Genomic DNA, 20,836 nt, shown 5'->3' with positions numbered 1-20,836 from the left:
GGCGTCACGACCAGCGCAGCACCACGCCGTGGCCGCCGAGCGGGTAGGACCAGGTGATGGCGTCGGCGCCGGCGCTCTCGCAGACCAGCCGGCACAGCCCGCACTCGAAGCACTGGTCGTGCGAGAAAAGGATCCCGCCGTCGGCGGTGGGCGTGAACAGGTCGGCGGGGCAGGCGGTCACGCAGGGCTGGCCGGGGCAGCCCCGGCAGGCGGCGGTGTCCACCACGATGTGCGGCTCGTCCGTCACCCGGAACTCGACGGTGGCCATGCGGTCGCCGAACGCGTACTCCGACCACTCGGGCCGCCGGGCGCTCGGCACGGCGGCATCGCGCCCTCCGGCGGCCTGCCGTGCGCGGCCGGCCGTCTCCCGGCGCATCTTCCGGCGGATGCGACGTCGGCGCAGGCGGTCCAGCATCGACATGCTCATGGTCATCCGAAGCTCCTCAGCAGCTGCCATCCGTCCCGCGCGAGGTCGCGCAGCCGGGTGCCGTGCGCGGCCGCGACCTCCCGCAGTACCGTGGTGACGCCCGGCTTGGGCCGCGGGTTGTCCACGGTGAGCAACCGCTCCGCAGCGTCGCAGAGCAGGCGCGGATAGCGACGCATCCGCTCCGACCGCATGAGGGGCGGGACGTCCCGGAACCGGTGCAGGTCGCCCAGGACGAACGACCCCTCCAGCCGGGACCGGTACCCGGACAGCCCGGCGGCGGAGGTGTCGCCCGCGCGCACCGCCGCGGCGGCCGTCTCGCCCGCCGCGATCCCGGAGCCGATCGCGAAGTTCATCCCCTCCAGCCAGGGGCCGGCGGTGAGCACCATGCCGGCCGCGTCGCCGCAGACCAGGATCCCCGGCCCGGCCGGGCGGGACAGCACCGCGCGGCTGCCGACCGGGACGAGGTGCGCCGCGTACTCCTTGAGTTCGGCGCCGCGCAGGTACGGCGCGACCGCCGGGTGGGCCTTGACCTCGGCGATCAGCTCCTCCGGGCGGATCCGTGACCGCGCCAGTTCCGCGGCCGGCACCAGCACGCCCACCGAGACGGTGTCCAAGGCGGTGTGCAGGAACGCCTCCGCGGGCACCTCGGCCGTGCACCCCAGGATCTCCAGGGCGGCGCCCTCACGGCCGGTCAGCCCGAACCTGCGGTCGATCTCCTCCCGCGGCAGCGCCAGTACCTCCTTCGCGCCGAGCACGAAGTCCTCGACCGAGCCGCTGGGGCGCAGGCCGGCCTCCCGGGCCAGCAGCGAGTTGACGCCGTCGCAGGCGATCACCACGCCGGCCTCGACCTCGCCGCCGTCGCGGTCGGTCCGCACCCCGCGGACCGAGCCGTCGGGGCCGCGCAGCAGCGCCGTCACCGTCGTCGAGCAGACCAGCCGCGCACCGGCCCGCTCGGCGGCGCCCGCTAGCCAGGAGTCGAACTCCGACCGGTAGGCGGTCGCCCCGTTGTAGGGCGGCTCGGCCCACGCGTTGTTGCGGTAGTCCACCGACAGCGCCTGGGAGCCGGTCACCATCACCAGCGAACGGCGGGTGACCCACCGCTGGATGGGGGCCTGTTCCCACCAGCGTGGGATCAGGTCGTCGAGCACCCGCCCGTAGATCACGCCGCCGTGCACGTTCTTGGAACCCGGGAACGGGCCGCGCTCCAGCAGCAGCACCGACGCCCCGGCTCGGGCGGCGGTGAGCGCGGCCGCCGATCCGGCCGGCCCGGCGCCGACCACCACCACGTCGAAGCGCGTCACGCGCCGCTCCTTCCTTGGTCGTCCTCAGCCGTCTCCGGCCGGGTCCACGGGTGTCCGGGCTCCGCTGGCACGTGTGGGCGGCGCGCCGCCGGCCGCCTGTTCCGGGAACGGAGCCCCGTCCACCGGCCACCGAGAGTCCCGGACCGTGCCGTCCCGCAGCATCCGCGCCAGCGCGGCCAGCATCCCGGGCGCGTCGGTGACCAGGCCGAGATCGGCCGTGGCCATCATCGGCGTGCCGGGGTCCCGGTCCACCGCCACCACGTGCGCCGGATCTCCCGTGCCGGCGAGATACCGGGGCGCGCCCGAAACACCGACCGCGATGTGCAGGCCCGGGCTCACCCTAACGCCGGTCGCGCCGACTCGGCGCTCCGGAGCGACCAGACCGGCCTCGGCGGCGGCCCGGGTGCCGCCCAGCGACGCGCCGAGCCCCCGCGCGACCTCGGCCAGGTCCGCGAACGCCGCCGCCCCGCCGTCCGGACCGCCCATCAGGCCGGCGCCGCCCACGACCAGCCGGTCGGCCTCCGCCAGGTCGGCGGCGGCGGGCTCCGGTGCGCGGACCTCGACCACCCGCGCCTCGCCGGGGTCCGGTGCCCGGCCGTCCGACCGGATCCGGCGCACCGCGCACCGGGCCTCCGGCCGGACGGGGGCCGCACCGCCGACCCCCGGCCGCAGCGTCACCACGGCCGGGCCGGTGATCCCGACCCGGACGGCATGACGATCGCCGTCGCGGGGCAGCACCGCGTACCCGGGCCCGACCCGGACCGCGCCCGCCAGCAGCGGCCGTCCGAGGCGTGCCGCCAGCCGCGGGGCCAGGTCCCGGCCGTCCGGGCACGCCGGGAGCAGGACCAGATCCGCCGCCGCACAGGCGCCGCTGAGCGCTCGCGCCCACGTGCCCGGCTGGAAGGTCCGGCTCTCCCACACCAGCAGCAGCCGCGCCGACCCGCGCAGCCGGTCCGCCGCCTCCCCGGCCCCGTCCCCGGCCAGCAGCGCCACCCCGCCGGCCTCCGCGACGGTCTCGGCGCCGCCGGGCGGCAAGGTGGCCTCCCGCACCGGCACCACCGCGATCGTGCTCGCCCGCTCGCCGCTCACCGGGCGCTCCTCCCCAGGCGTCCCGGGCGCCGCGCCCGTCGCGCCCCGTTGTCGTCGTCAGCGAGGGAAAACCTCGTCCGCACGGCTCCACCTCCGAAGCTTCGTGTGCCGGGCCGGCTTCGGCCCGGCAGGGTCGATCGCGCCCGATCGCGCGGCGGGCGCCCACGAGGAGCGCAACGACCGGCCCGGGCGCGGCCGCCGTCCGGCGCGTGCGCGGCGGGGCGGGAGGGAACCGGGCGGCGATTCACAGCCGCCCCCCGATGCGCTCGCCGTCGGCCACCGCGGCGTTCAGCCGGCGCGGCGCCACACAGTCACCGACGCGCAGCACCGGCACCGGCCGGCCATCCGCGGCACGGAGCTCCCGGAACAGCTCGTCGCGGGGCGCCTGGGGAAGCGCGCAGACCACCCAGTCCACCGTGCGGGTCACGGCGGTCCCGGTCGGCTCGTGCATCAGCGCGACGGTGAGCGGTGCCGCGGCGCCGTCCGTGGTCACCGACGTGACGCGGTGCTCGCAGGTCTCCGTCACACCGCGGGCCGCCGCGCGGACGGACCAGCTCTCCAGGTCGAGTGTGGCCGCGAGCTCCCGGCCGACCAGAAGCGCCGCCGTCACGATCTCCACCCGGCAGCCGCGATCGGCCAGGAGCTCCGCCGCGCCGGGGGCCTCGTGGAAGCCGAGCCCGTCCACCACCAGCACCGACCCCGACGGCCGGGCGGTGCCGGACAGCACGTCACGGACGTCCACCACGCGCCGGACGTCTCCGGCCCACGCGGGCCGCTCGGGGCGGGCCCCCGTCGCCACCACCACGACGTCCGGCGTCTCCCGGCGGACGAGTTCGGCGTCCACGGGCACGCCGTAGTCGATGGTCACCCCGCGCCGCCGGCACTCGGCCAGCTGGCCGCGGACGAGTTCGCCGATCTCGGCGCGGCCCGGGGCCGCCGCGGCGAGGCGGATTTGGCCGCCCGCGGCGCCCGCCGTCTCGTACACTCGCACGCGGTGCCCGGCGCGGGCGGCGGCGATGGCCGCCTGCAGCCCGGCCGGGCCCGCGCCGGCCACCAGCACCTCGCGGGACGGCGGCGGTGCCGCCCGGCCGCGGCGCGGCCACCATCGGAGCGCGGGACGGTCGCCGCGGTCCGGTCCCGCACCGGCCGGAGCGGGCTCGGGTTCGGACTCCCGGCCGACCCGGGGGTTCCCGGCGCACGCCAGCCGCCGTCCCGGCGCCGGACCGGTGGACCCGGTGACGCAGCCCTGGTTGCACGAGAGACACCCACGGATGGCCTCGGGGAATCCGGCGCGGGCCTTCGCCGCGAAGTCCGGGTCGGCGATCTGGCCGCGCACCACGCTGACCAGGTCGCAGTGCCCGTCGGCGAGCGCGCGGTCCGCCTGGAGCGGGTCGGTGAACCGTCCCTCGCCGATCACCGGCAGGTCCACGGCGCGCCGGATCGCGTTGGCGAGGTGCAGCGCGTAGCCGGCGGGAACGTGCATCGACGCCTCCGACACGTGCCGCGTCGCGGCCGTGCCGACGGTCGTCCCGATGTAGTCGACCTTGCCGGTGGCCTGCACCAGGCGGGCGAGTTCGACCGCGTCGGCGAGGGTGCCGCCGCCGGTGAGGAGCTCGTCGCCGCACAGCCGCACGCCGAGCAACCGGCCCGGCCCGATGGCCGCGCGCACCTCCGCGACGAGCTCCAGCAGCAGCCGGGCGCGGTTGGCGAGCGAACCACCGTACCGGTCGCTCCGCAGGTTGGTCGCGGCCGAGAGGAACGCGGCGACGACGGACGGGTGCGCGCACTGGAGCTCCACGCCGTCGAAGCCGCCCTCGGCGCCGTGCCCGGCCGCGCGGGCGTAGCCGTCGATGATGGCCGAGATCTCGTGCCGCTCGACCGCCTTGGGAACCGTGCGGGCGACCGGGTCGGCCACCGGCGACGGCGCCCACGCGGCATGCCGTGCGTAGGGGGCGGCGGGGACCACCGGGTGTGCGAGCTGGACCAGCACCGGTGCTCCGGCACGGTGCACGGTCTCGGTGATGGCGCGGTAGCCGCGCAGCACCTCGGGGCGGTACCCCTGGACGAGCCGACCGTCGTGGCCGTCGGTGGGGTGCGTGGCGTGCGCCTCGGTGATGATCAGCCCGGCGCCACCGCGCGCCCGGGCCGCGTAGTAGGCGGTGTGCCGGTCGCTGGGCAGGCCGTCCTCGGCGAAGCCGGTGGGGTGCGCGCCGAACACCACCCGGTTGGCCACCGTGAGCGGGCCGACCCGCAGTGGCCGGAAGAGGTGGGCGTAGCGGCCGGCGACGGTCATCAGCGTTCCTCCGTGGACGCCCCCGCCCGACAGGCGGCGACCGGCTCCTGCGAGGCGGGGTGGGACGAGGTGGTGCGGTGCCGGGCGTGGTCCGCCCCCGGAGCGGGCGCCGGGCGTTCCGGCGCTGCCGGAGGGAGGACGGACCGGCTTGATGAGAAGCCCGGCCGGGCGGGGCCGCCCAGCGGACGCTGGCCGGCGCGCCCGCGACGACCCGCCGGCGGCGCCGGGCGGGGCGGCAGGGATGCGCGGGCCCGCGCGGCGAACCGGTTCCCGCCGGGGGAGGGCCTCGGCCGCGGCGGACTCGCCGCGGGCGGGGCGCACCCGGCCGGCGCGCCCGGCCAGGACGCCGGTCCCCCGTGGGGTGGGGCGGGACGGCGGGCCCCGGTGTCCGGGGGCGGATCCGGCCGGCGGCATGCCGGTCCGGTGGGGCACGATCGCCGCGTGATGCCGGGTTCGGGCGGAGCGGATCCGGCCGGTGCCGCCACGGGAGCCGTCGGCCGGTGGGCGGTCTCCGCGCCGCCGGAGCCGTGCGCCGCACGCGGAACGGCGGCGATCGGCGCGGCTCCGTCCAGTGGGGACCCGGTGCCGGACAACGAGGGTGCTTCCCATCCTTCGGCGGCCGGCCGAGGCGGACCGACGCGCGACGCGGCCGGTGTGCGGGGCCGGCCGGCGCCGGCCGGCCCCGGCCCGCCGACGGTTCGGCGCCGCGCCGGGCAAGAGGGGTGGACGGGCGTCCGGCGCGGGGGCCGTGGAGCACCGGCCCGTGCCCGGACCCCGCCGGGCCCGCTGCTGGGGGAGCGCGTCAACCGGCGGCCTCCGTCTCGTCCAGGTCGCGCGCCGCGCGCCGCCCGTCCAGGATGGCTTCGTACACTCCGCGCGGCGCCACGGCGTCGCCCGCGCGGGTGAGGCCGAGCCGGGGACCGCGCCACAGCTCGTCGGCCGGGAGGCGGAACCCGCAGTCGACCAGCACATCGGCCGGCACCGTGGCGGTGCTCCCGGTGTACACGTGCGTCACCTCGACCACGCCACCGCCGGCCGCGCGTGGTCGGGAGCGGCTTATCACCCGCACCCCGGCCCGGGCCAGTCGTGCGGAGGCGGCCGCCTGGTCGCCGGTGTGCGCCAGCCGGGCGCCCACGAGGTGATCCGGTGTGATGAGGGTGACCGACCGGCCATCGGCGGCCAGCCGCTCCGCGACGCTCACCGCGACCGGTCCGCCCACCGGGTCGTGGACGGCGACCGCCCCCTCGGCGACGCCGTGCCGCAGCGCCTCGGCCGCGTCCAGCACCATGACACCGGAGCGCACGGGGTAGTCGACCTTGCCGGGCAGCCCGCCGGTACACAGCACGACGGCGCCGCCGGTGGCGAGCCAGGCGTCGATGTCGGAGGGGTCGGCGCAGTACCCCGTGTCGATCCGCACCCCTAGCCGCAGGCACTCCGCGGTGAGCCAGTCGGCGAGCAGGGCCAGCCGCTCCCGCCCGGCCCCCGCGGCGGCGACCCGCAGCATGCCCCCGGTCTGCTGCGCGGCCTCGACGACCAGAACCCGGTGCCCGGCCGAGGCGGCGACCCGCGCCGTCTCCAGCCCGGCCGGACCGGCGCCGATCACCAGCACCTCGCGCGTGCGCCCGGCGCGCTTGACCTCGAACGGATCCTCGGCCTCGTACCCGCTGCGCGGGTCGGCGATGCAGGAGACCACCGAGCTGCCCGGATGCCGGACCTGACAGGCGGCGTTGCACAGCACGCACGGGCGCACCCGTTCCGGGACGCCGGTGGCGAGCTTGGCGCCCAGCTCGGCGTCGGCGATGTGGGCGCGGGTCATCTCCACGAGCTGCGCGGTGCCGTCGGCGACGAGCGTGTCGGCCATCTCCGGGTCGACGATCGACCCCTGCGCGCACACCGCGACCTCGCGCGGCAGCCACGACCGCATCCGGCGTGCGGCCGTCGTGGCGAACCCGGGCGGGGTGTGCGCGTCGGGGCGGTCGGCGTCGGGGGAGAACGTGGAGCCGCGCACTACGGTCACGTAGTCCACTCTGGCGCGTCCGGCGAGTTCGGCCGCGAGCCGCGCGGCGGCCTCCGGGACGAGTCCGCCGGGCGCGAGCTCGTCGCAGCTGAGCCGGAGCCCCAGCACGGCCTGCCGTCCGATGGCCGCGCGCACCTCGGCCAGCACCTCGTGGGCGAGGCGGGCGCGGTGCGCGCCGCCGTAGCCGTCGTCGCGCAGATTGGTCAGGCCGGAGAGGAACTGCCGGATGAGCGCGCGCGGCCCGGCGTCGATCTCCACTCCGTCCAGTCCGGAGCGCACCGCCAGCTCCGCGGCCGAGGCGAACGCCGCCACGGTCGCGTCGATCTCGCCGGCGTCCATCTCCACCGGCACCTCGCCGCCCACCGGCCCGGACACCCGCGAGGGCGCCCACAGCGCCGGGCCGTCCCCGCTCGCCCCCTGCTGTCCGCTGTGTCCGAGTGCGCCGAACACCAGGCTTCCGGTGTCGCGGCAGGCGTCGGCGATCGCCGCCCAGCCGGCGCCGCACTCGGCCGCCAGTGGGGCACGCTCGTACGGCCGGTCGTTCGGCAGGACGGAGGCGGTCTCGGTGACCACGATCCCGGCGCCCCCGGCCGCGCGGCGCCGGTAGTACGCGACGTGCCGCTCGGACAGCGCACGCCCGCGTCCGAGGTTCGTCGCGTGTGGCCCGAAGACCAGGCGGTTGCGCGCGGTCGCCCCGCAGGCGAACCGCAACGGGGACAGGAGCTGCATCGGGGGAGGGGTCCCTTCTGGTCGTGCGCGGCCGTCGGCGGCGCGGCGCGTGCGTGCCGCCGCCGTCCATGATGTCGGTTGCGTACCGGTCACGCGATTCCGGCGGCGCGGGCGCCGGCCGTTCGCCCGGGGCGGGGGCGGCGGATTCCGGACTCGACATGAGATCGCCCGAAATCCCGCAACGGATATGCGGTGCCGCAGATTGACGGGAATTGTTACCGTCGGCCGAAACAAGTCCTTCGAAAGGGGGCTGCCGGCCGCCATTTCGTCGGTTCGAGCCGGATCCGGCGAGCGGACCCCGAAAACCGGTTCGCGGCGTGCGTTGCCGGGCTCCGTACGCTGGTCTCCGGCGCGCGGAAGTGCGTTCCGTTCGCTTTTGGTCGCGCACGGTTACCCTTGTCGGTGAAGGTTTCCGCCCTTGATAATGGGGCCCGTGACGGTTTCTTGACACCGAAGTAACCATGAGGTGTCTCGTCGTCCCCCAGACTCATGGCATTCGGCGCATCACCCGTGCGTCGTGGGAAAACACGTTTCGGTCGTCGCGGAGACCGACCCTCTGCGGGGCGCGGGACGAGCACCCGCCGGCAGCGCGGGTTCGTCGCGCCCGGGAGGCGCGCATCCGCCGACGGCCGCAGCGACCGCAAGCCGCCGAGGCGTTAGGTGGGAGGCCCCTCGTGGGGATGTTCCTGGCCAGGAGACTGCTCAACTACGTGGTCCTGATCTTCCTGGCGTCCAGTTTCGCCTACCTTCTGGCTGCCACGACGCTCGATCCGCGCTCGAACTATGAGCAGCTGCAGCCCAGGCCGTCCCAGGAGTCGATCGAGGCGCGCCTGGACGAGCTCAACCTCAACGACAGCACGCCGCTGGCGGAGCGATACGTCACGTGGGTCGGCGGGGTCGCCACCGGCGACTTCGGCCTGACCGTCCAGGGCCGCAGCGTCAACGAGGAGATCGCCCGCAAAGCGGGCGTCACACTCCGGCTGATCGTGGTGGGGACCGTCATCGGCTGCACGGTCGGCGTCGCCATCGGCGCCTACGCCGCGGTCCGCCAGTACCGGTCGTTCGACCGGATCTCCACCGGCGCCGCCTTCCTCGTCCTCGCGATCCCCACGGTCGTCATCGCCGTCTCGCTGCAGGTCAGCGCGGTCGCGATCAACCAGGCCGCCGGGGTGCAGATCTTCCAGTACGGGGGCGAGTACACCGCGGGTCTCGACGGCGGATTCTGGGAGACGCTCGGCGACCGCCTGCAGCACATGGTGCTGCCCACCCTGACACTCGCCATCGCCCAGTTCGCCGCCTTCAGCCGCTACCAGCGCAACATGATGCTCGACGTGCTGGGCGCCGACTTCGTGCGGACCGCCATGGCCAAGGGGCTGACCAGGCGGGCCGCCCTGCTCAAGCACGCGCTGCGCACCGCGCTCATCCCGACGGTCACCTACTTCACCTTCACCTTCGGCATCCTGCTGGCCGGCACCACCTTCACCGAGAAGATCTACGGCTGGAACGGGATGGGCGCCTGGGTGGTCGACTCGATCTTCACCAACGACGTGCACGCCGTGGCCGCCGTCTCCTGCTTCATGGCGGTGTGCGTGATGGCCGCGTCCTTCCTGTCGGACCTGCTCTACGCCTGGCTGGACCCGCGGGTGCGGGTGAGCTGAGCATGCCGACGATCATGCCCACGCCGTCACTCCGACCGAGCGCCCACCACACCCCGCTGGAGAAGACCCCATGAGCATGTCCGCCGAGCGCGCCGCCGTGGTGACCGGTCCAGGTCCCGAAGGCGGCGGCGACGAGACGCGGGTGCCCGGCCGCTGGTCCGGCGTCGCGCGGCAGATGCTGCGCACCCGCCGCGTCGTCCTGGGGATCGGCCTCATCGTGGCCTTGGCGGCCGTCGCCTGGATCGGCCCGCTGATCAGCCCGTGGGAGTTCGGCGAACGCGACTACGCCGCGTTCCTGCAGCCGCCTTCACCCGACCACTGGTTCGGCACCGACAACACCGGACGCGACATCTTCACCATCACCATGGTGGGGATGCAGAAGTCGCTGATCATCGGCCTGCTCGCCGCGATCATCACCACGGTGCTGGCCGCCATCGTCGGCTCGTTCGCCGGCTACTTCCTCGGCGCCACCGACAAGGTGCTGATGTGGATCACCGACCTCGCCCTGGTGCTGCCGAGCTTCCTCATCCTCGCCATCCTGTACCCGGCGCTGCGCGGTCAGGGCTGGCTGGTCTTCGTGCTGCTGCTGGCGGCGTTCGCCTGGATGGTCACCGCGAAGATGGTGCGCGGTATGACGATCTCCCTCAAAGAACGGGAGTACGTCCTCGCCGCCCGCTACATGGGAGTGCCCGCGTGGAAGATCATCTTCCGGCACATCATCCCCAACATGTCGTCCCTGCTCATCGTGGACGCCACCATCAACGTCAGCTCGGCCATCATCGCCGAGACGAGCCTGTCCTACTTCGGGTTCGGCGTGCAGGCGCCCGACGTCTCGCTCGGCTCGCTGATCGCCCTGGGCGCCCGGCAGGCCGTGACCCACCCGTGGACGTTCGTCTTCTGCACCGGACTGCTCGTCATCCTCGTGCTCGCGGTCAACCTCGTCGGTGACGGCCTGCGCGACGCCCTTGACCCCCAGTCCAAGTCGCGCCGGATCTAGAGGGACGACAAACCATGACCAGCACTGAGACGCAGCCGGCCGCCGCCCCCGAATCCGGCGCCCCCTCCGACGCGCCCGTCCTGGAGGTCACCGACCTGCACGTCACCTTCCCGGCCACCGGCACGGGGCGCGACGTGCACGCGGTCCGCGGGGTCAGCTACCAGCTGCGCCGCGGCGAGATCCTCGGCATCGTCGGCGAGTCCGGATCGGGCAAGTCGGTGTCCTCGCTCGCCGCCATGGGACTGCTGCCCGAGTACGCGAGGGTCACCGGGTCGGTCCGGCTGCACGGCCGGGAACTGCTCGGCCTCGACGACCGGCAGCTGGCGAAGGTCCGCGGCCGCACGATCTCCATGGTCTTCCAGGACCCGCTGTCCGCGCTGACGCCGGTATACACCGTCGGCGACCAGCTCGCCGAGGCCGTGCGGGTGCACAACCCCGACGTTTCGAAGGCGCAGGCGACCGCCCGCGCCGTGGAACTGCTCAGGCTCGTCGGCATCCCCAACGCCGACCAGCGCTACCGGGCCTTCCCGCACGAGTTCTCCGGCGGCATGCGCCAGCGCGTCATGATCGCCATGGCGATGGCCAACGACCCCGACGTCATCATCTGCGACGAGCCCACCACCGCGCTCGACGTCACCATCCAGGCGCAGATCCTGGAGGTCCTCAAGACCGCGCAGCGCGAGACGGGCGCCGCGATCGTCATGATCACCCACGACCTCGGGGTCGTTGCCGGGTTCGTCGACCGGGTGCTCGTCATGTACGCCGGCCGGCCGGTCGAACTCGGCACCGTGGACGACGTCTACTACCGCACCCGGATGCCCTACACCATGGGCCTGCTCGGCTCCGTGCCGCGGCTGGACTTCCAGGAGAAGACGCCGCTGGTCCCCATCAAGGGCACCCCGCCGTCGCTGAGCGACCTGCCCCCCGGCTGCCCGTTCGCCCCCCGCTGCCCGCTCGTGCGCGAGGAGTGCACCACCGGTGAGCCTCCGCTGGTCCGGGTCGGCGCCGAGACCCACCAGGCGGCGTGCGTGCGCGCCGCCGAGATCGAGGCCAACGCCTGGACCGCCGCCGACATCTACCCGGTCCCCGAGATCCCGGAGGACACCGCGGCGCGCACCCCGCGCGAGGAGCGTGAGGTGGTTCTGGAAGTCGACGACCTCGTCAAGCACCACCCGCTGATGAAGGGCGCGATCTTCAAGCGGCGGGTCGGCACCGTCTACGCGGTCGACGGCATCGGCTTCGACATCCGCGAGCGGGAGACGCTCGGCCTCGTCGGCGAGTCCGGCTGCGGCAAGTCCACCACCCTGATGGAGATCCTCAGCCTCAACGCCCCCCAGCGCGGCCGAGTGGTCGTGCTGGGCCGGGAGTCCGGAAAGCTCGGCCGGCGCGCGCGGTTCGCCGTCCGGCGCGAGGTCCAGGTGGTGTTCCAGGACCCCATGTCCTCCCTGGACCCGCGCATGCCGGTGTTCGACATCATCGCCGAGCCGCTGCGCACCCACGACCACCCGCGCGCCCAGTTGCGCTCCCGGGTCCACGAGCTGCTGCGTCTCGTGGGGCTGGAGCCGGAACACGCCTCCCGCTACCCGACCGAGTTCTCCGGCGGGCAGCGGCAGCGCATCGGGATCGCCCGCGCGCTCGCTCTGGAGCCGCGGCTGCTCGTCCTGGACGAGCCGGTGTCCGCGCTGGACGTGTCCATCCAGGCCGGGGTGATCAACCTGCTGGACGAGCTCAAGACGCGGCTGGGACTCTCCTACCTGTTCGTCGCGCACGACCTGTCGGTGATCCGGCACCTCGCCGACCGGGTCGCCGTCATGTACCTCGGCCGGATCGTCGAGATCGGTGACGTCGACTCCATCTACGGCGCGCCGGCCCACCCCTACACCCAGGCCCTGCTGTCCGCCATCCCCATCCCCGACCCCGAGAAGGAGCGCTCGCGGACGCACATCGTCCTTGAGGGGGACCTCCCCAACCCGGCGAACCCACCGTCCGGGTGCCGCTTCCGCACCCGGTGCCAGAAGTTCCGGCAGCTCGGCGACGAGGAGCGGCAGCGCTGCCTGAGCGAGGAGCCGGCCATCGTGCCGCTGGCCGGTGCGTCCGACCACGGCGCGGCCTGCCACTACGCCGAGCAGCGCGAACTTCTCTGACCGGCGCGGCGCGCGCGGCCGTCTCGATCCCCCCATCCCCGCAGAAGACAAGGAGATTCCCATGACCATCAGACGAGGGGCCGCGCTCGCGGCCCCGGCACTGGCCCTGGTGCTGGTGGCCAGCGCCTGCAGTGGCGGTGAGGAGGGCGGGAACGAGAACGAGGAGACGCTCGCCGACATCCCCGCCATCGACATCAACCCGGTCGCCCGCGAGGACGTCGAGGACGGCGGCGACTTCCACTGGGGCATCAACGAGTACCCCACGCAGTACAACATGTCGCACCCGGACGGCAACCTCGGCAACGTCCGCGACATCGTCGAGGCCGTGCTGCCGACCGCGCACGTGTACGACGAGACCGGCGCACCGTCGCCGAACCCGGCGTTCGTGGAGTCCAGCGAGGTCAGCGAGGACGGACTCACCGTCACCTTCCGGCTGAACCCGGACGCCGAGTGGTCCACCGGCGAGCCCATCACCTGGGAGGACTACGCCGAGCAGGCCGAGACCGTCGGCGGCGCGCGCGAGGGCGACTTCCTGGTGGGCAGCCCGGACGGCTACGAGCTGATCGAGGAGACCGAGCGGGGCGAGAACGACCACGAGGTCATCTTCCACTTCGCCGAGCCGTACGGCGACTGGCCGAAGCTCTTCGCGCCGCTGTACCCGAAGGAGTACATGACGGATCCCGAGGAGTTCAACGAGGGCTACGTCGGCGACATCCCGGTGACCGCGGGCCCCTTCGGCGACGTCGAGTTCGATGACACCGCCCAGACCATCATCCTCAACAAGAACGAGGACTGGTGGGGCGAACCGGCCAAGCTGGACCGCATCATCTTCCACGGCTACGAGAACGACGCCCTGGCCCAGGTGTACAACAACGACGAGATCGACGGCTTCTACCTGGGCACCGACGTCGCCGGCTACGAACTGCTCCGCGACAAGGAGGGTTCGCGGATGACCCGGGCGGTCAACAACGGCTACCGGTTCATCCAGTTCAACGGCTCCAGCCCCAAGCTGGAGGACGTCGAGGTCCGGCGGGCCCTCACGCACGCCATCGACCGTGAGGCGCTCGCGCAGGCCACCATGGGACCGATCGACTGGCCGACCGACCCCACCGTGAACCGGCTGCTGCGCTCCAGCCAGACCGGCTTCCAGGACAACAGCGAGGGGCTGGCCGAGTTCGACCCGGAACTGGCCGCCCAGATGCTGGACGAGGCCGGATGGACCCAGCCCGAGGAGGGCGCCACCCGCGTCAACGAGGACGGCGAGGAGCTGGAGCTGCGCTGGGTGATCTCCTCCGGCCTGCAGACGATGCAGGACGAGGCCGAGATCGCGCAGGCGATGCTCAGCGAGATCGGCGTGGCGGTCAACATCGAGTCGGTGCCGAACACCGAGTACTTCACCGGCTACATCATCCCCGGCAACTACGAGGTGGCCGCGTTCGTGCTCACCGGGTCCAACCCGTACGCCAGCGACTCCGGGGAGAACTACGGCGGCCCGTTCGGCGAGACCGAGGACGGTGAGCCCGACTGGGGCAACAACACCGGCAAGGTGTCGACCGAGGAGATCAACGCGAAGTTCGACGAGCTCCAGCAGGAGACCGACCCCGAGCGCTACGCCGAGATCGCCAACGAGATCGACCGGCTGATCTGGGAGAACGCGCAGAACGTCCCGTTCTTCCAGCGTCCGGGGCGCTACGTCGTCAACGAGGACATCGCCAACTGGGGCGAGACGGGCCTGGCGTCGCTCCGTTACGAGGACATCGGCTGGGTCGCGCAGGGATCCTGACCGGCTGAATCCCCGTCGTCCACGCGCCCCCGCCGACCCGGTCGGCGGGGGCGCTCGCGTCCGGGCGACCGGCGGGAGCACCGTCTGGGCCCACGGGCCCAGACGGGACCGGACGCGGCCCGTGGAAGATGGGTCGTGAAATGATGCCCTGGGCCCTGTTCGCCCGGTCCGCCGGATCCGTACCGTCGCCTGGTGACGACCCCGAGGCTCCGGCGGCACGGCGCGGGCGGCGCCGATCGGGCCGCCGGCATGCTGGAGTACGTCGCGGTCGTCCTGCTGGTCGCGGTGGTGCTGGCGGCCGTGGTCACCGTCGTTCCCGGTTCCGTCACCGACCTGCTGCGGACCGCCGCCTGCCGGGCGCTCGGCCTCGGCGACTGCGGCGGCTCCCAGGAGGCCGCCGACGAGCATTATGAACCGGAGCGCTGCCTGCGGTCCCGCGCCACCGAGGTCGCGGGCGGGGAGGTCGAGGTCGTCATCAGCGTGGGGGAGCGGTTCTCCTTCATCACCGAGCGGTTCTCCGACGGCCGCACTCAGCTCACCCTGGTCGAGACCTCCCGGCTGGAGGCGTCGCTCGGTGTGGGCGGCGGCGTCAACCTGGGCCGCGCGCTGCGGCTCGGCGCCAGCCTCGACGTCTCCGGGTCGGTGAGCCTGCCCAACGGCAGCACGTGGATCCTGGACTCGCCGGAGGAGGCGGAGCGACTGCGGGAGGACCTGCGCACCCGGCAGAAGATCGACGTCACCCGGCGGATCAGCCCGCTCATCGGCTGGGGCGTCGACATGATCTGGGGACCCGACATCCCCCCGCCCGACATCACGCGTCAGGGCGTCGAGAGCGGCCTGGGCGCCGAGGCCAAGGCCGGGGCCGGGCTGGGCAACGAGGACGGTGACGGGCCCGGCAAAGGCACCGGACGCAGCATCGAGGGCTGGGAGATCAGCCCGCAACTGCACGCGCACGGCGCCGTCGGAGTCAACGCGGTGCTCAGCCGGGCCGAGAACCGGCGCGACGGGACGGTCATGACGGTTTACGAACTGGGCGGCACCGCCCAGGTCGGCGCGCACTGGGTCGTCGACCGGGTACGGCCGACCGTCGGCCGGTCCGGGGCCATGACCGTCATAGCGGACGCCGAAGGCCGGGTCGTGTCCCTGCTGTTGGCCCAGACCGTGCGCTCCCCGGAGGGGCCGACGATCACCACGACCCAGCTGAAGGTCGACACCGCCGAGAAGCGCCGGATGGTGGCGGAGTGGCTGGGCCTGGTGGCCGACGACCAGGTCATCCCACTGACCTGGGACTCACTGGCACCCACCGAGCTGGCGCCGGACGCCTCCCCCTTCGAACGGTGGGTCTTCGAGGAGGGCCGCACCACGCGCGCCCGGTACGACTACGAGAACGACATCCGCGACGTGTCGGCCAGCCTGAAGGTGGGGGTGAGCCTCGGCCTCGGCGGGACGTGGGGGAGTGAGAACCTCGACGTCGTCGAAGCCGACTATCTCGGAGCGCCACGGGACGGGCGGCGCGAGTACGTCGACTACGACAGGTGCGCGTAGCAGAGGAGGCGCAGTGGATCTGGTCCGTGCGTGGCTGGTGGGGCTGGTGGTGTGGTTCGTGCTCACCACGGCCGCGTCGGTCGCCGTGGTGACGTACGCGTCGCTGGCGCAGTTGGAGAGCTACGGCGGGGCGGTCGCCTGGTACGGCGGAACCGGCTTCGCAGCCGCCCTGCTGGCGTCGGTCGCCGCCTCTCTCGCCCACCGCCGCCCGGAACGCCACCGGGCGGGCCGCAACGCACTCGCCGCACTCACCGCCCCGGCCGCGGGCCTGCTCGGCAACGCCGCCCTGCTGGCCGGCACCCCCGGCGCCCGATGGCCGGAGTCGGTCTCCTGGTCACTGCTCGCCTTCGCGGGAGCGGTCGCCGGCTGGGCGCTCACCCGGGTCCACCACGGCCGGAGCGGCTAACGGCACCGCGTGCCGGCAGGCCCCGCGGGCCGGGGCACGGTGCCGTCGCATGTCCCCGCGGCGCCTCATCCGGTGGCTCAGCCCACGGCCCGCCGGACGAGGGCGGCGATCTTCTCCTCCGCCTCGCCCGTCAGTTCGGTCACGGCGAACGAGGTGGGCCACAGACCGCTGGGATCGTCCAGCCGCGCCTCGCTGGTGAATCCGAACGAGGAGTAAGGCTCCTTGTCCACCGTCCCGCTGCGGAAGAAGCAGAGCACCTTTCCCTTCCTGGCGTAGGCCGGCTGCCCGTACCAGAGTTTCGGTGCCAGCTCCGGCGCCGTGCCCGTGACGATGGCGTGGACGCGTTCGGCCACCGCGCGGTCGGACGCCGCCATCTCGGCGATCTTCGACAGCACGTCGAGTTCGTCCGCGGCGGCCTTGTTGCCACGACCGCGGCTCGCCTCCTTCTTCAGCTCCGCCGCGCGTTCCCTCATGGCGGCGCGCTCCTGCCCGGAGAAACCATCCGGGTCCCGGCCGCTCTTCCCCGTGACGTCCGTGCCCATGGCCGACGCCCTCCTCTCCGTGATCGGCGTCATGTGCTCGTCACGGTAGCCGCGCCGGGACGGCCGGTGCTTCTCGATTCCTGACCGACACCAAACGGCGCGGGAACCCCGGACGCCGTCCACCCCAGTGCCGGGGCCCTCGGTGCTGAGCGTGGCGGCCGCAACGACCCCGAGATCCTCCAGCCGAACCTCACGAACGAATCCTGCCGACTCCGATGGCCGCCACTGCAGGACCGGCACGCACGTGCTCAAGGCCGCCCCGCGCCCCGTCCGGAGAACACCGCCTAGCCTTGCGGTACCCGGCCGGCGCCGACCCAGCGGCTCTCCCAGTAGGAGTTGCCGAGGACCTGCACCACCTGCACCGGATTCCCGGCGTGCACCATCTGTCCGTTGCCGAGGTACATGCCCACGTGGGTGGGCGGCGGTCCCGGGATCGTCTGGAAGAAGATGAGGTCGCCCGGCTGCAGGTCCGACCGGTCCACCGGGGCGAGCGCCGCGTGCTGCGGCCAGGTGGTGCGCGGGATCTGCACGCCGGCCTGCCGCCACGCCGCCTGCACGAGCGATGAGCAGTCCCACGAGTTGGGGCCGGTGGCGCCCCAGCCGTAGGGCTTGCCCTGCTGGCCGAGCGCGAACTCGATGGCGACGCGGGCGTCCCCCTCGCCCAGAACCTCACCGTCGTAGAAGCCGGTGAAGTTGTACTCGTAGATGTCGGGTTCCTCGGGCCGGTCATGCTCGGTCCAGGTCTCGCCACCGCACTCCGGGCCCTCGACCAGGCACACCATCTCGCGGACCCCGTCGTGGAACATGCCGCCCAGCGGTGTCTGCGACACGCTCGCGATGATCATGGCGGCGAGCGACAGCAGGACGGCGCTCTCGACGATCGAGGCACCGCGGTCGTCACCGGGGGGCGTCCGGGAGGGTCCGGACTCGTACCTCGCCACCGAATGCTCCTTCTTGTTCGGGGGACGACCGCAGGTCAGCTGACGGGCACGTCCTGGATCGGCAGGAATCCGGGGATCTCGACGGTCACCGAGTCGGTGTCCTCCGAGAGCTGGTAGGACGCCCAGTAGGTGTTCTGGGTGCCGGGTTGCGTGAACAGCCGGAACCTCGTCGGAGCGTGGTCGGCTCCGGCGCAGACACAGTCCTGTTCCGTGTCGATATAGGGGTGGTAGCGGATCTCGTTCTCTTCGTCGAAGAGAACGAGGCCGCTTCCGTTCGTCGCGCCTGGATACCAGTAGGTGGTGTTCTCGAACGCGTTCAGGCTGATGTACTCGTCCGCTCGGTTGTGCAGTGTCCAGACGAGTTGGGTGTACCGCCCGGAGGCCGAGCGGTCGAGAGCGTTGATCTCGATGGTGGACTCGTCCCACGCCGAGTGGGTGGCCCGGCTGCTGCCGAGGTTCTCGGGCTGGGCGGACTCGGAGGAGGAAGCGGCCGACGTGTCGTCGGCATGTGACGCGGACACCAGCGTGAGGCTCGCCGCGACGGCGGTGAGCACGGCGGCCGCGGAACGGAGCACTGATCGGCGGAGGGGCATCAGGACCTCTACTTCGCGAAGGTGATGGTCACGCGGCGGTTCTTCTCTCGTCCCTCGTCGGTGCGGTTGTCACCGACGGGGTCGGCGGAGCCGTGGCCGGCCACCTCGTAGCCGACGCCTTCGCGAGTCACCAGTTCCTGCAGCCGCTCCTCAACGCTGGCCGCCCGGTCCTCGGACAGCGGGTCGTTGATCGCGTCGCTGCCGGTGTTGTCGGTGTAGCCGTCGACCTCGACCGTTGTCGCCGAGGCGTTGTCGATCTCTTCGGCCACCTGGCGCAGGATGTCGTCGGCCTCCGGCGTGAGGGCGGACTCGTTGAGTTCGAAGAGCACATCGGAGGAGAGCAGGATCGTGGTCTCGTCGCCTGAGTCGGCACGTGAGGTGCCGCCCTCGACGTCGTCCTGGAAGGCGCGCAGCCCGAGCACCCGCGGCTCGGCCACCGGCGCGTCGGCGATCGATGAGTCGGGGGACTCCGCATCGGTGATGGGGATGTCAAGGAAGTCCGGAGTGACCGGAGTGGTGACCGTGACGAATTCGACGTCCTGCGGAGGGGCAGGGAAGGCCACCCAGGTCTCGATCCGCCCGCCGGGTTCCACGCTCTCCTCACCGCTCCAGGTCGAGCAGTGGCAGGTCTCGCCGTCACTCCGGTTCAGCGGCATGTACCGCTGCTCGTTCGCCGTGTCGATGAGGGAGACGCCGTCCGGCGTGCTCGGCTGTCCGCCCTCTTCGGACAGACTGTCGGTCACCCGGGTGGCCTCGTCGCCGTCGTTGGTCACGGACATCGTCAGCACGACCATGTCATCGCTGTAGCGTTCGAGCGAGTTGATGTGGAACCGCAGGTCGATTCCTTCGGCGCTGACGTGGTACGGAGCCGTGGCGACAGGGTCGGCCGATCCCGTGGAGCCAGGCGCGCCTTCCTCGTCCACCACGCCACCGTCGGCGCCGGTCCCGCTCTGGGGGTCGGCATCGGGCTGGCCCACGCAGGAGGAAAGCAGAACCGCGCCGGCGGCGATGGGGCCGAGTGCGCGCATCGCGCGGAGAAAAGGAGGAGGGGCGCTCCATCTGCTCACGACGCAACCTTCCACGGAGATACGTACAGCCGGTCAGCCTAACGAACCCTAGTGAATGGGTCCATAGTGCCCGGATGAACGTGCTGAAGCGGACGAGGGGTAGCAGAATAACGCGGAATCCGGAGGTGAGGCGGACGGTGTGGAAAAATGCTCACACCGGAATCATTGCCGACCTGCCGATGTGCGGCATTCGTATTCGGATAATCGCCCTAGCGGTTATTCTCTGCTTCGTTCGAATCAGGTTCGGCGTTTTCCTCCTCTGTCGCCTCTGCCGCATCGTCCTCGTCGGCGGGTTCGGCCGGGCTCCCGAGTGGACGGTAGAGGTACTGTCCCTCCTCGGCCACCAGCCGGATGGTGATCAGCGACCGGGCCTGTGCGTAGCTCGTGATCGGCTGCCCGTCGCACTCCACTCCTCCGATGGCGAAGCCGGATCCGAACGAGTAGGAACAGTCCGGCAGCACCATCTCGGCGATGGCCGCGGCGTTGCCCGTGTAGTTGGCCGGCGCCTCGGCATCCTCCTCGCCGGTGCAGACGATCTCGGACCAGTGCACGCTCCGGTCCTCTTCCAGTTCCTGCTGGCAGTACGCACCCCGTACCTCCACCCGGACGATGTTCCCGACCTGGCCGAGTTCATCGTCACTGGCCCGGATGTCGGCCAGGATCGCCTCGTTGTCCCGGGCGTACCGTTCGGCCGCGGTGCGACCGGCCGCCGCGTCGTACACGGAGGCGAACGGAATGGTGCCTTCGGCCAATTGCCGGGCGGCCGCGTCCCGGACCGAACCCACGGCGGCGAGTGCGGCGGCGTCGGCCGCGGTCTGCGCCCGGGTGCGCAGATCGTTGGCGTTGCCCAGCCGGGCGAACAGTAGCGCCAGCGCGAACAGGGACAGCGTCAGGCCGACGAGCAGGAACAGGCTGGCCTGTCCCCGCTCATCGGTCCGTGGACGGCATGACATGGGATTCATAAGGGTGCGCTCACCGGCGTACGGCGAATCTCGCCGGGTGACCTCACGGGGCTTCGCCGGTGGACGCCGGGGATACCGCCCCGGTCCCGAGGATCTCGTTGACCTTGTTCTGCAGAGCGGTCGCGATGGTCTGCCCGATGTTCGTCGAGAGCACCACCGCCGCGATCGCGGCGATCAGCACGATCACCGCGGCGTACTCGACGAAGTTTCCGCGGTCGTCCCCTCTGCGCACGATGGCTCTGCGATCGGCGAGGGCGATCCGGGCCTTGACGTATCCCCAGATCAACGGGTTCTGCATGGGAGGACTCCTGTGAGGGAGAGGGGCGTGCGGAGCGACGTTGT

17 protein-coding genes are annotated in these 20,836 nt (G+C 72.8%); 6 read left to right on the top strand and 11 right to left on the bottom strand.

The genetic code is table 11. From position 1 onward, the window contains the following. Positions 1-4: 4 nt before the first annotated feature. The 5 genes from ACFQRF_RS18925 to ACFQRF_RS18905 all read right to left on the bottom strand — a co-directional run bounded on the left by ACFQRF_RS18925 (position 5) and on the right by ACFQRF_RS18905 (position 7,856). Positions 5-433 (bottom strand): ferredoxin family protein, encoded by a 429-nt coding sequence (locus ACFQRF_RS18925; protein ID WP_379872463.1) that lies wholly within the window; start codon positions 431-433, stop codon positions 5-7. Then, positions 430-1,728 (bottom strand): FAD-dependent oxidoreductase, encoded by a 1,299-nt coding sequence (locus ACFQRF_RS18920; RefSeq protein ID WP_379872462.1) that lies wholly within the window; start codon positions 1,726-1,728, stop codon positions 430-432. Before ACFQRF_RS18920 ends, ACFQRF_RS18925 begins: the two co-directional genes overlap by 4 nt. A 24-nt stretch (positions 1,729-1,752) precedes the next feature. Continuing rightward, positions 1,753-2,817 (bottom strand): mycofactocin-associated electron transfer flavoprotein alpha subunit, encoded by a 1,065-nt coding sequence (locus ACFQRF_RS18915; RefSeq protein ID WP_379872461.1) that lies wholly within the window; start codon positions 2,815-2,817, stop codon positions 1,753-1,755. 244 nt (positions 2,818-3,061) lie between these two features. Beyond that, positions 3,062-5,110: an oxidoreductase gene (locus ACFQRF_RS18910; protein ID WP_379872460.1), complete on the bottom strand. Its 2,049-nt coding sequence runs from the start codon at positions 5,108-5,110 to the stop codon at positions 3,062-3,064. 802 nt (positions 5,111-5,912) lie between these two features. Beyond that, positions 5,913-7,856, bottom strand: coding sequence for a mycofactocin system FadH/OYE family oxidoreductase 1 (locus ACFQRF_RS18905; RefSeq protein ID WP_379872459.1), 1,944 nt, complete (start codon positions 7,854-7,856; stop codon positions 5,913-5,915). A 674-nt stretch (positions 7,857-8,530) separates the two neighbouring features. Here ACFQRF_RS18905 and ACFQRF_RS18900 point away from each other — a divergent pair. The 6 genes from ACFQRF_RS18900 to ACFQRF_RS18875 all read left to right on the top strand — a co-directional run bounded on the left by ACFQRF_RS18900 (position 8,531) and on the right by ACFQRF_RS18875 (position 16,389). Beyond that, complete coding sequence (locus ACFQRF_RS18900; RefSeq protein ID WP_379872458.1) at positions 8,531-9,514, top strand: ABC transporter permease; 984 nt, start codon at positions 8,531-8,533, stop codon at positions 9,512-9,514. A gap of 70 nt (positions 9,515-9,584) precedes the next feature. Further along, a complete protein-coding gene (locus ACFQRF_RS18895) occupies positions 9,585-10,511 on the top strand; it encodes an ABC transporter permease (protein WP_379872457.1) in 927 nt (308 codons plus the stop codon). Positions 10,512-10,525: 14 nt separating this feature from the next. Further along, a complete protein-coding gene (locus ACFQRF_RS18890; protein ID WP_379872456.1) occupies positions 10,526-12,655 on the top strand; it encodes a dipeptide ABC transporter ATP-binding protein in 2,130 nt (709 codons plus the stop codon). 61 nt (positions 12,656-12,716) lie between these two features. Then, a complete protein-coding gene (locus ACFQRF_RS18885; RefSeq protein WP_379872455.1) occupies positions 12,717-14,438 on the top strand; it encodes an ABC transporter family substrate-binding protein in 1,722 nt (573 codons plus the stop codon). 192 nt (positions 14,439-14,630) lie between these two features. Continuing rightward, a complete protein-coding gene (locus tag ACFQRF_RS18880) occupies positions 14,631-15,983 on the top strand; it encodes a hypothetical protein (protein ID WP_379872454.1) in 1,353 nt (450 codons plus the stop codon). A gap of 13 nt (positions 15,984-15,996) precedes the next feature. Then, positions 15,997-16,389 (top strand): hypothetical protein, encoded by a 393-nt coding sequence (locus ACFQRF_RS18875; protein ID WP_379872453.1) that lies wholly within the window; start codon positions 15,997-15,999, stop codon positions 16,387-16,389. Positions 16,390-16,466: 77 nt separating this feature from the next. Here ACFQRF_RS18875 and ACFQRF_RS18870 read toward each other — a convergent pair whose 3' ends face one another. The 6 genes from ACFQRF_RS18870 to ACFQRF_RS18845 form a co-directional block, all read right to left on the bottom strand. Then, the gene (locus tag ACFQRF_RS18870) at positions 16,467-16,931 is read right to left on the bottom strand and encodes a DUF1801 domain-containing protein (RefSeq protein WP_379872452.1); all 465 of its coding nucleotides are present in this window, start codon (positions 16,929-16,931) and stop codon (positions 16,467-16,469) included. A 284-nt stretch (positions 16,932-17,215) separates the two neighbouring features. Further along, positions 17,216-17,872, bottom strand: a complete 657-nt coding sequence (locus ACFQRF_RS18865; protein WP_379872451.1) for a C40 family peptidase — start codon at positions 17,870-17,872, stop codon at positions 17,216-17,218. Between the two features lie 35 nt (positions 17,873-17,907). Continuing rightward, positions 17,908-18,465, bottom strand: a complete 558-nt coding sequence (locus tag ACFQRF_RS18860; protein ID WP_379872450.1) for a hypothetical protein — start codon at positions 18,463-18,465, stop codon at positions 17,908-17,910. Between the two features lie 8 nt (positions 18,466-18,473). Then, positions 18,474-19,532 carry an OmpA family protein gene (locus ACFQRF_RS18855; RefSeq protein ID WP_379872449.1) on the bottom strand — a complete coding sequence of 353 codons (1,059 nt, stop codon included), beginning with the start codon at positions 19,530-19,532 and terminating at the stop codon, positions 18,474-18,476. Positions 19,533-19,741: 209 nt separating this feature from the next. Next, positions 19,742-20,485: a pilus assembly protein TadG-related protein gene (locus tag ACFQRF_RS18850; protein WP_379872448.1), complete on the bottom strand. Its 744-nt coding sequence runs from the start codon at positions 20,483-20,485 to the stop codon at positions 19,742-19,744. A gap of 52 nt (positions 20,486-20,537) precedes the next feature. Beyond that, a complete protein-coding gene (locus ACFQRF_RS18845) occupies positions 20,538-20,792 on the bottom strand; it encodes a hypothetical protein (RefSeq protein WP_379872447.1) in 255 nt (84 codons plus the stop codon). Positions 20,793-20,836 lie beyond the last annotated feature (44 nt).

The sequence above is a fragment of the Marinactinospora rubrisoli genome (genome assembly GCF_042664915.1).
Classification (GTDB): Bacteria; Actinomycetota; Actinomycetes; order Streptosporangiales; family Streptosporangiaceae; genus Marinitenerispora; species Marinitenerispora rubrisoli.
This window is presented reverse-complemented; position numbering and strand designations above follow the sequence as displayed.

Bases quoted from the DNA above. Each gene is read 5' to 3' on its own strand.
- ACFQRF_RS18890 (WP_379872456.1), top strand. From the start codon at position 10,526: ATGACCAGCACTGAGACGCAGCCGGCCGCCGCCCCCGAATCCGGCGCC.
- ACFQRF_RS18925 (WP_379872463.1), bottom strand. From the start codon at position 433: ATGACCATGAGCATGTCGATGCTGGACCGCCTGCGCCGACGTCGCATC.
- ACFQRF_RS18905 (WP_379872459.1), bottom strand. From the start codon at position 7,856: ATGCAGCTCCTGTCCCCGTTGCGGTTCGCCTGCGGGGCGACCGCGCGC.
- ACFQRF_RS18885 (WP_379872455.1), top strand. From the start codon at position 12,717: ATGACCATCAGACGAGGGGCCGCGCTCGCGGCCCCGGCACTGGCCCTG.
- ACFQRF_RS18910 (WP_379872460.1), bottom strand. From the start codon at position 5,110: ATGACCGTCGCCGGCCGCTACGCCCACCTCTTCCGGCCACTGCGGGTC.
- ACFQRF_RS18895 (WP_379872457.1), top strand. From the start codon at position 9,585: ATGAGCATGTCCGCCGAGCGCGCCGCCGTGGTGACCGGTCCAGGTCCC.
- ACFQRF_RS18870 (WP_379872452.1), bottom strand. From the start codon at position 16,931: ATGGGCACGGACGTCACGGGGAAGAGCGGCCGGGACCCGGATGGTTTC.
- ACFQRF_RS18850 (WP_379872448.1), bottom strand. From the start codon at position 20,485: ATGTCATGCCGTCCACGGACCGATGAGCGGGGACAGGCCAGCCTGTTC.
- ACFQRF_RS18860 (WP_379872450.1), bottom strand. From the start codon at position 18,465: ATGCCCCTCCGCCGATCAGTGCTCCGTTCCGCGGCCGCCGTGCTCACC.
- ACFQRF_RS18845 (WP_379872447.1), bottom strand. From the start codon at position 20,792: ATGCAGAACCCGTTGATCTGGGGATACGTCAAGGCCCGGATCGCCCTC.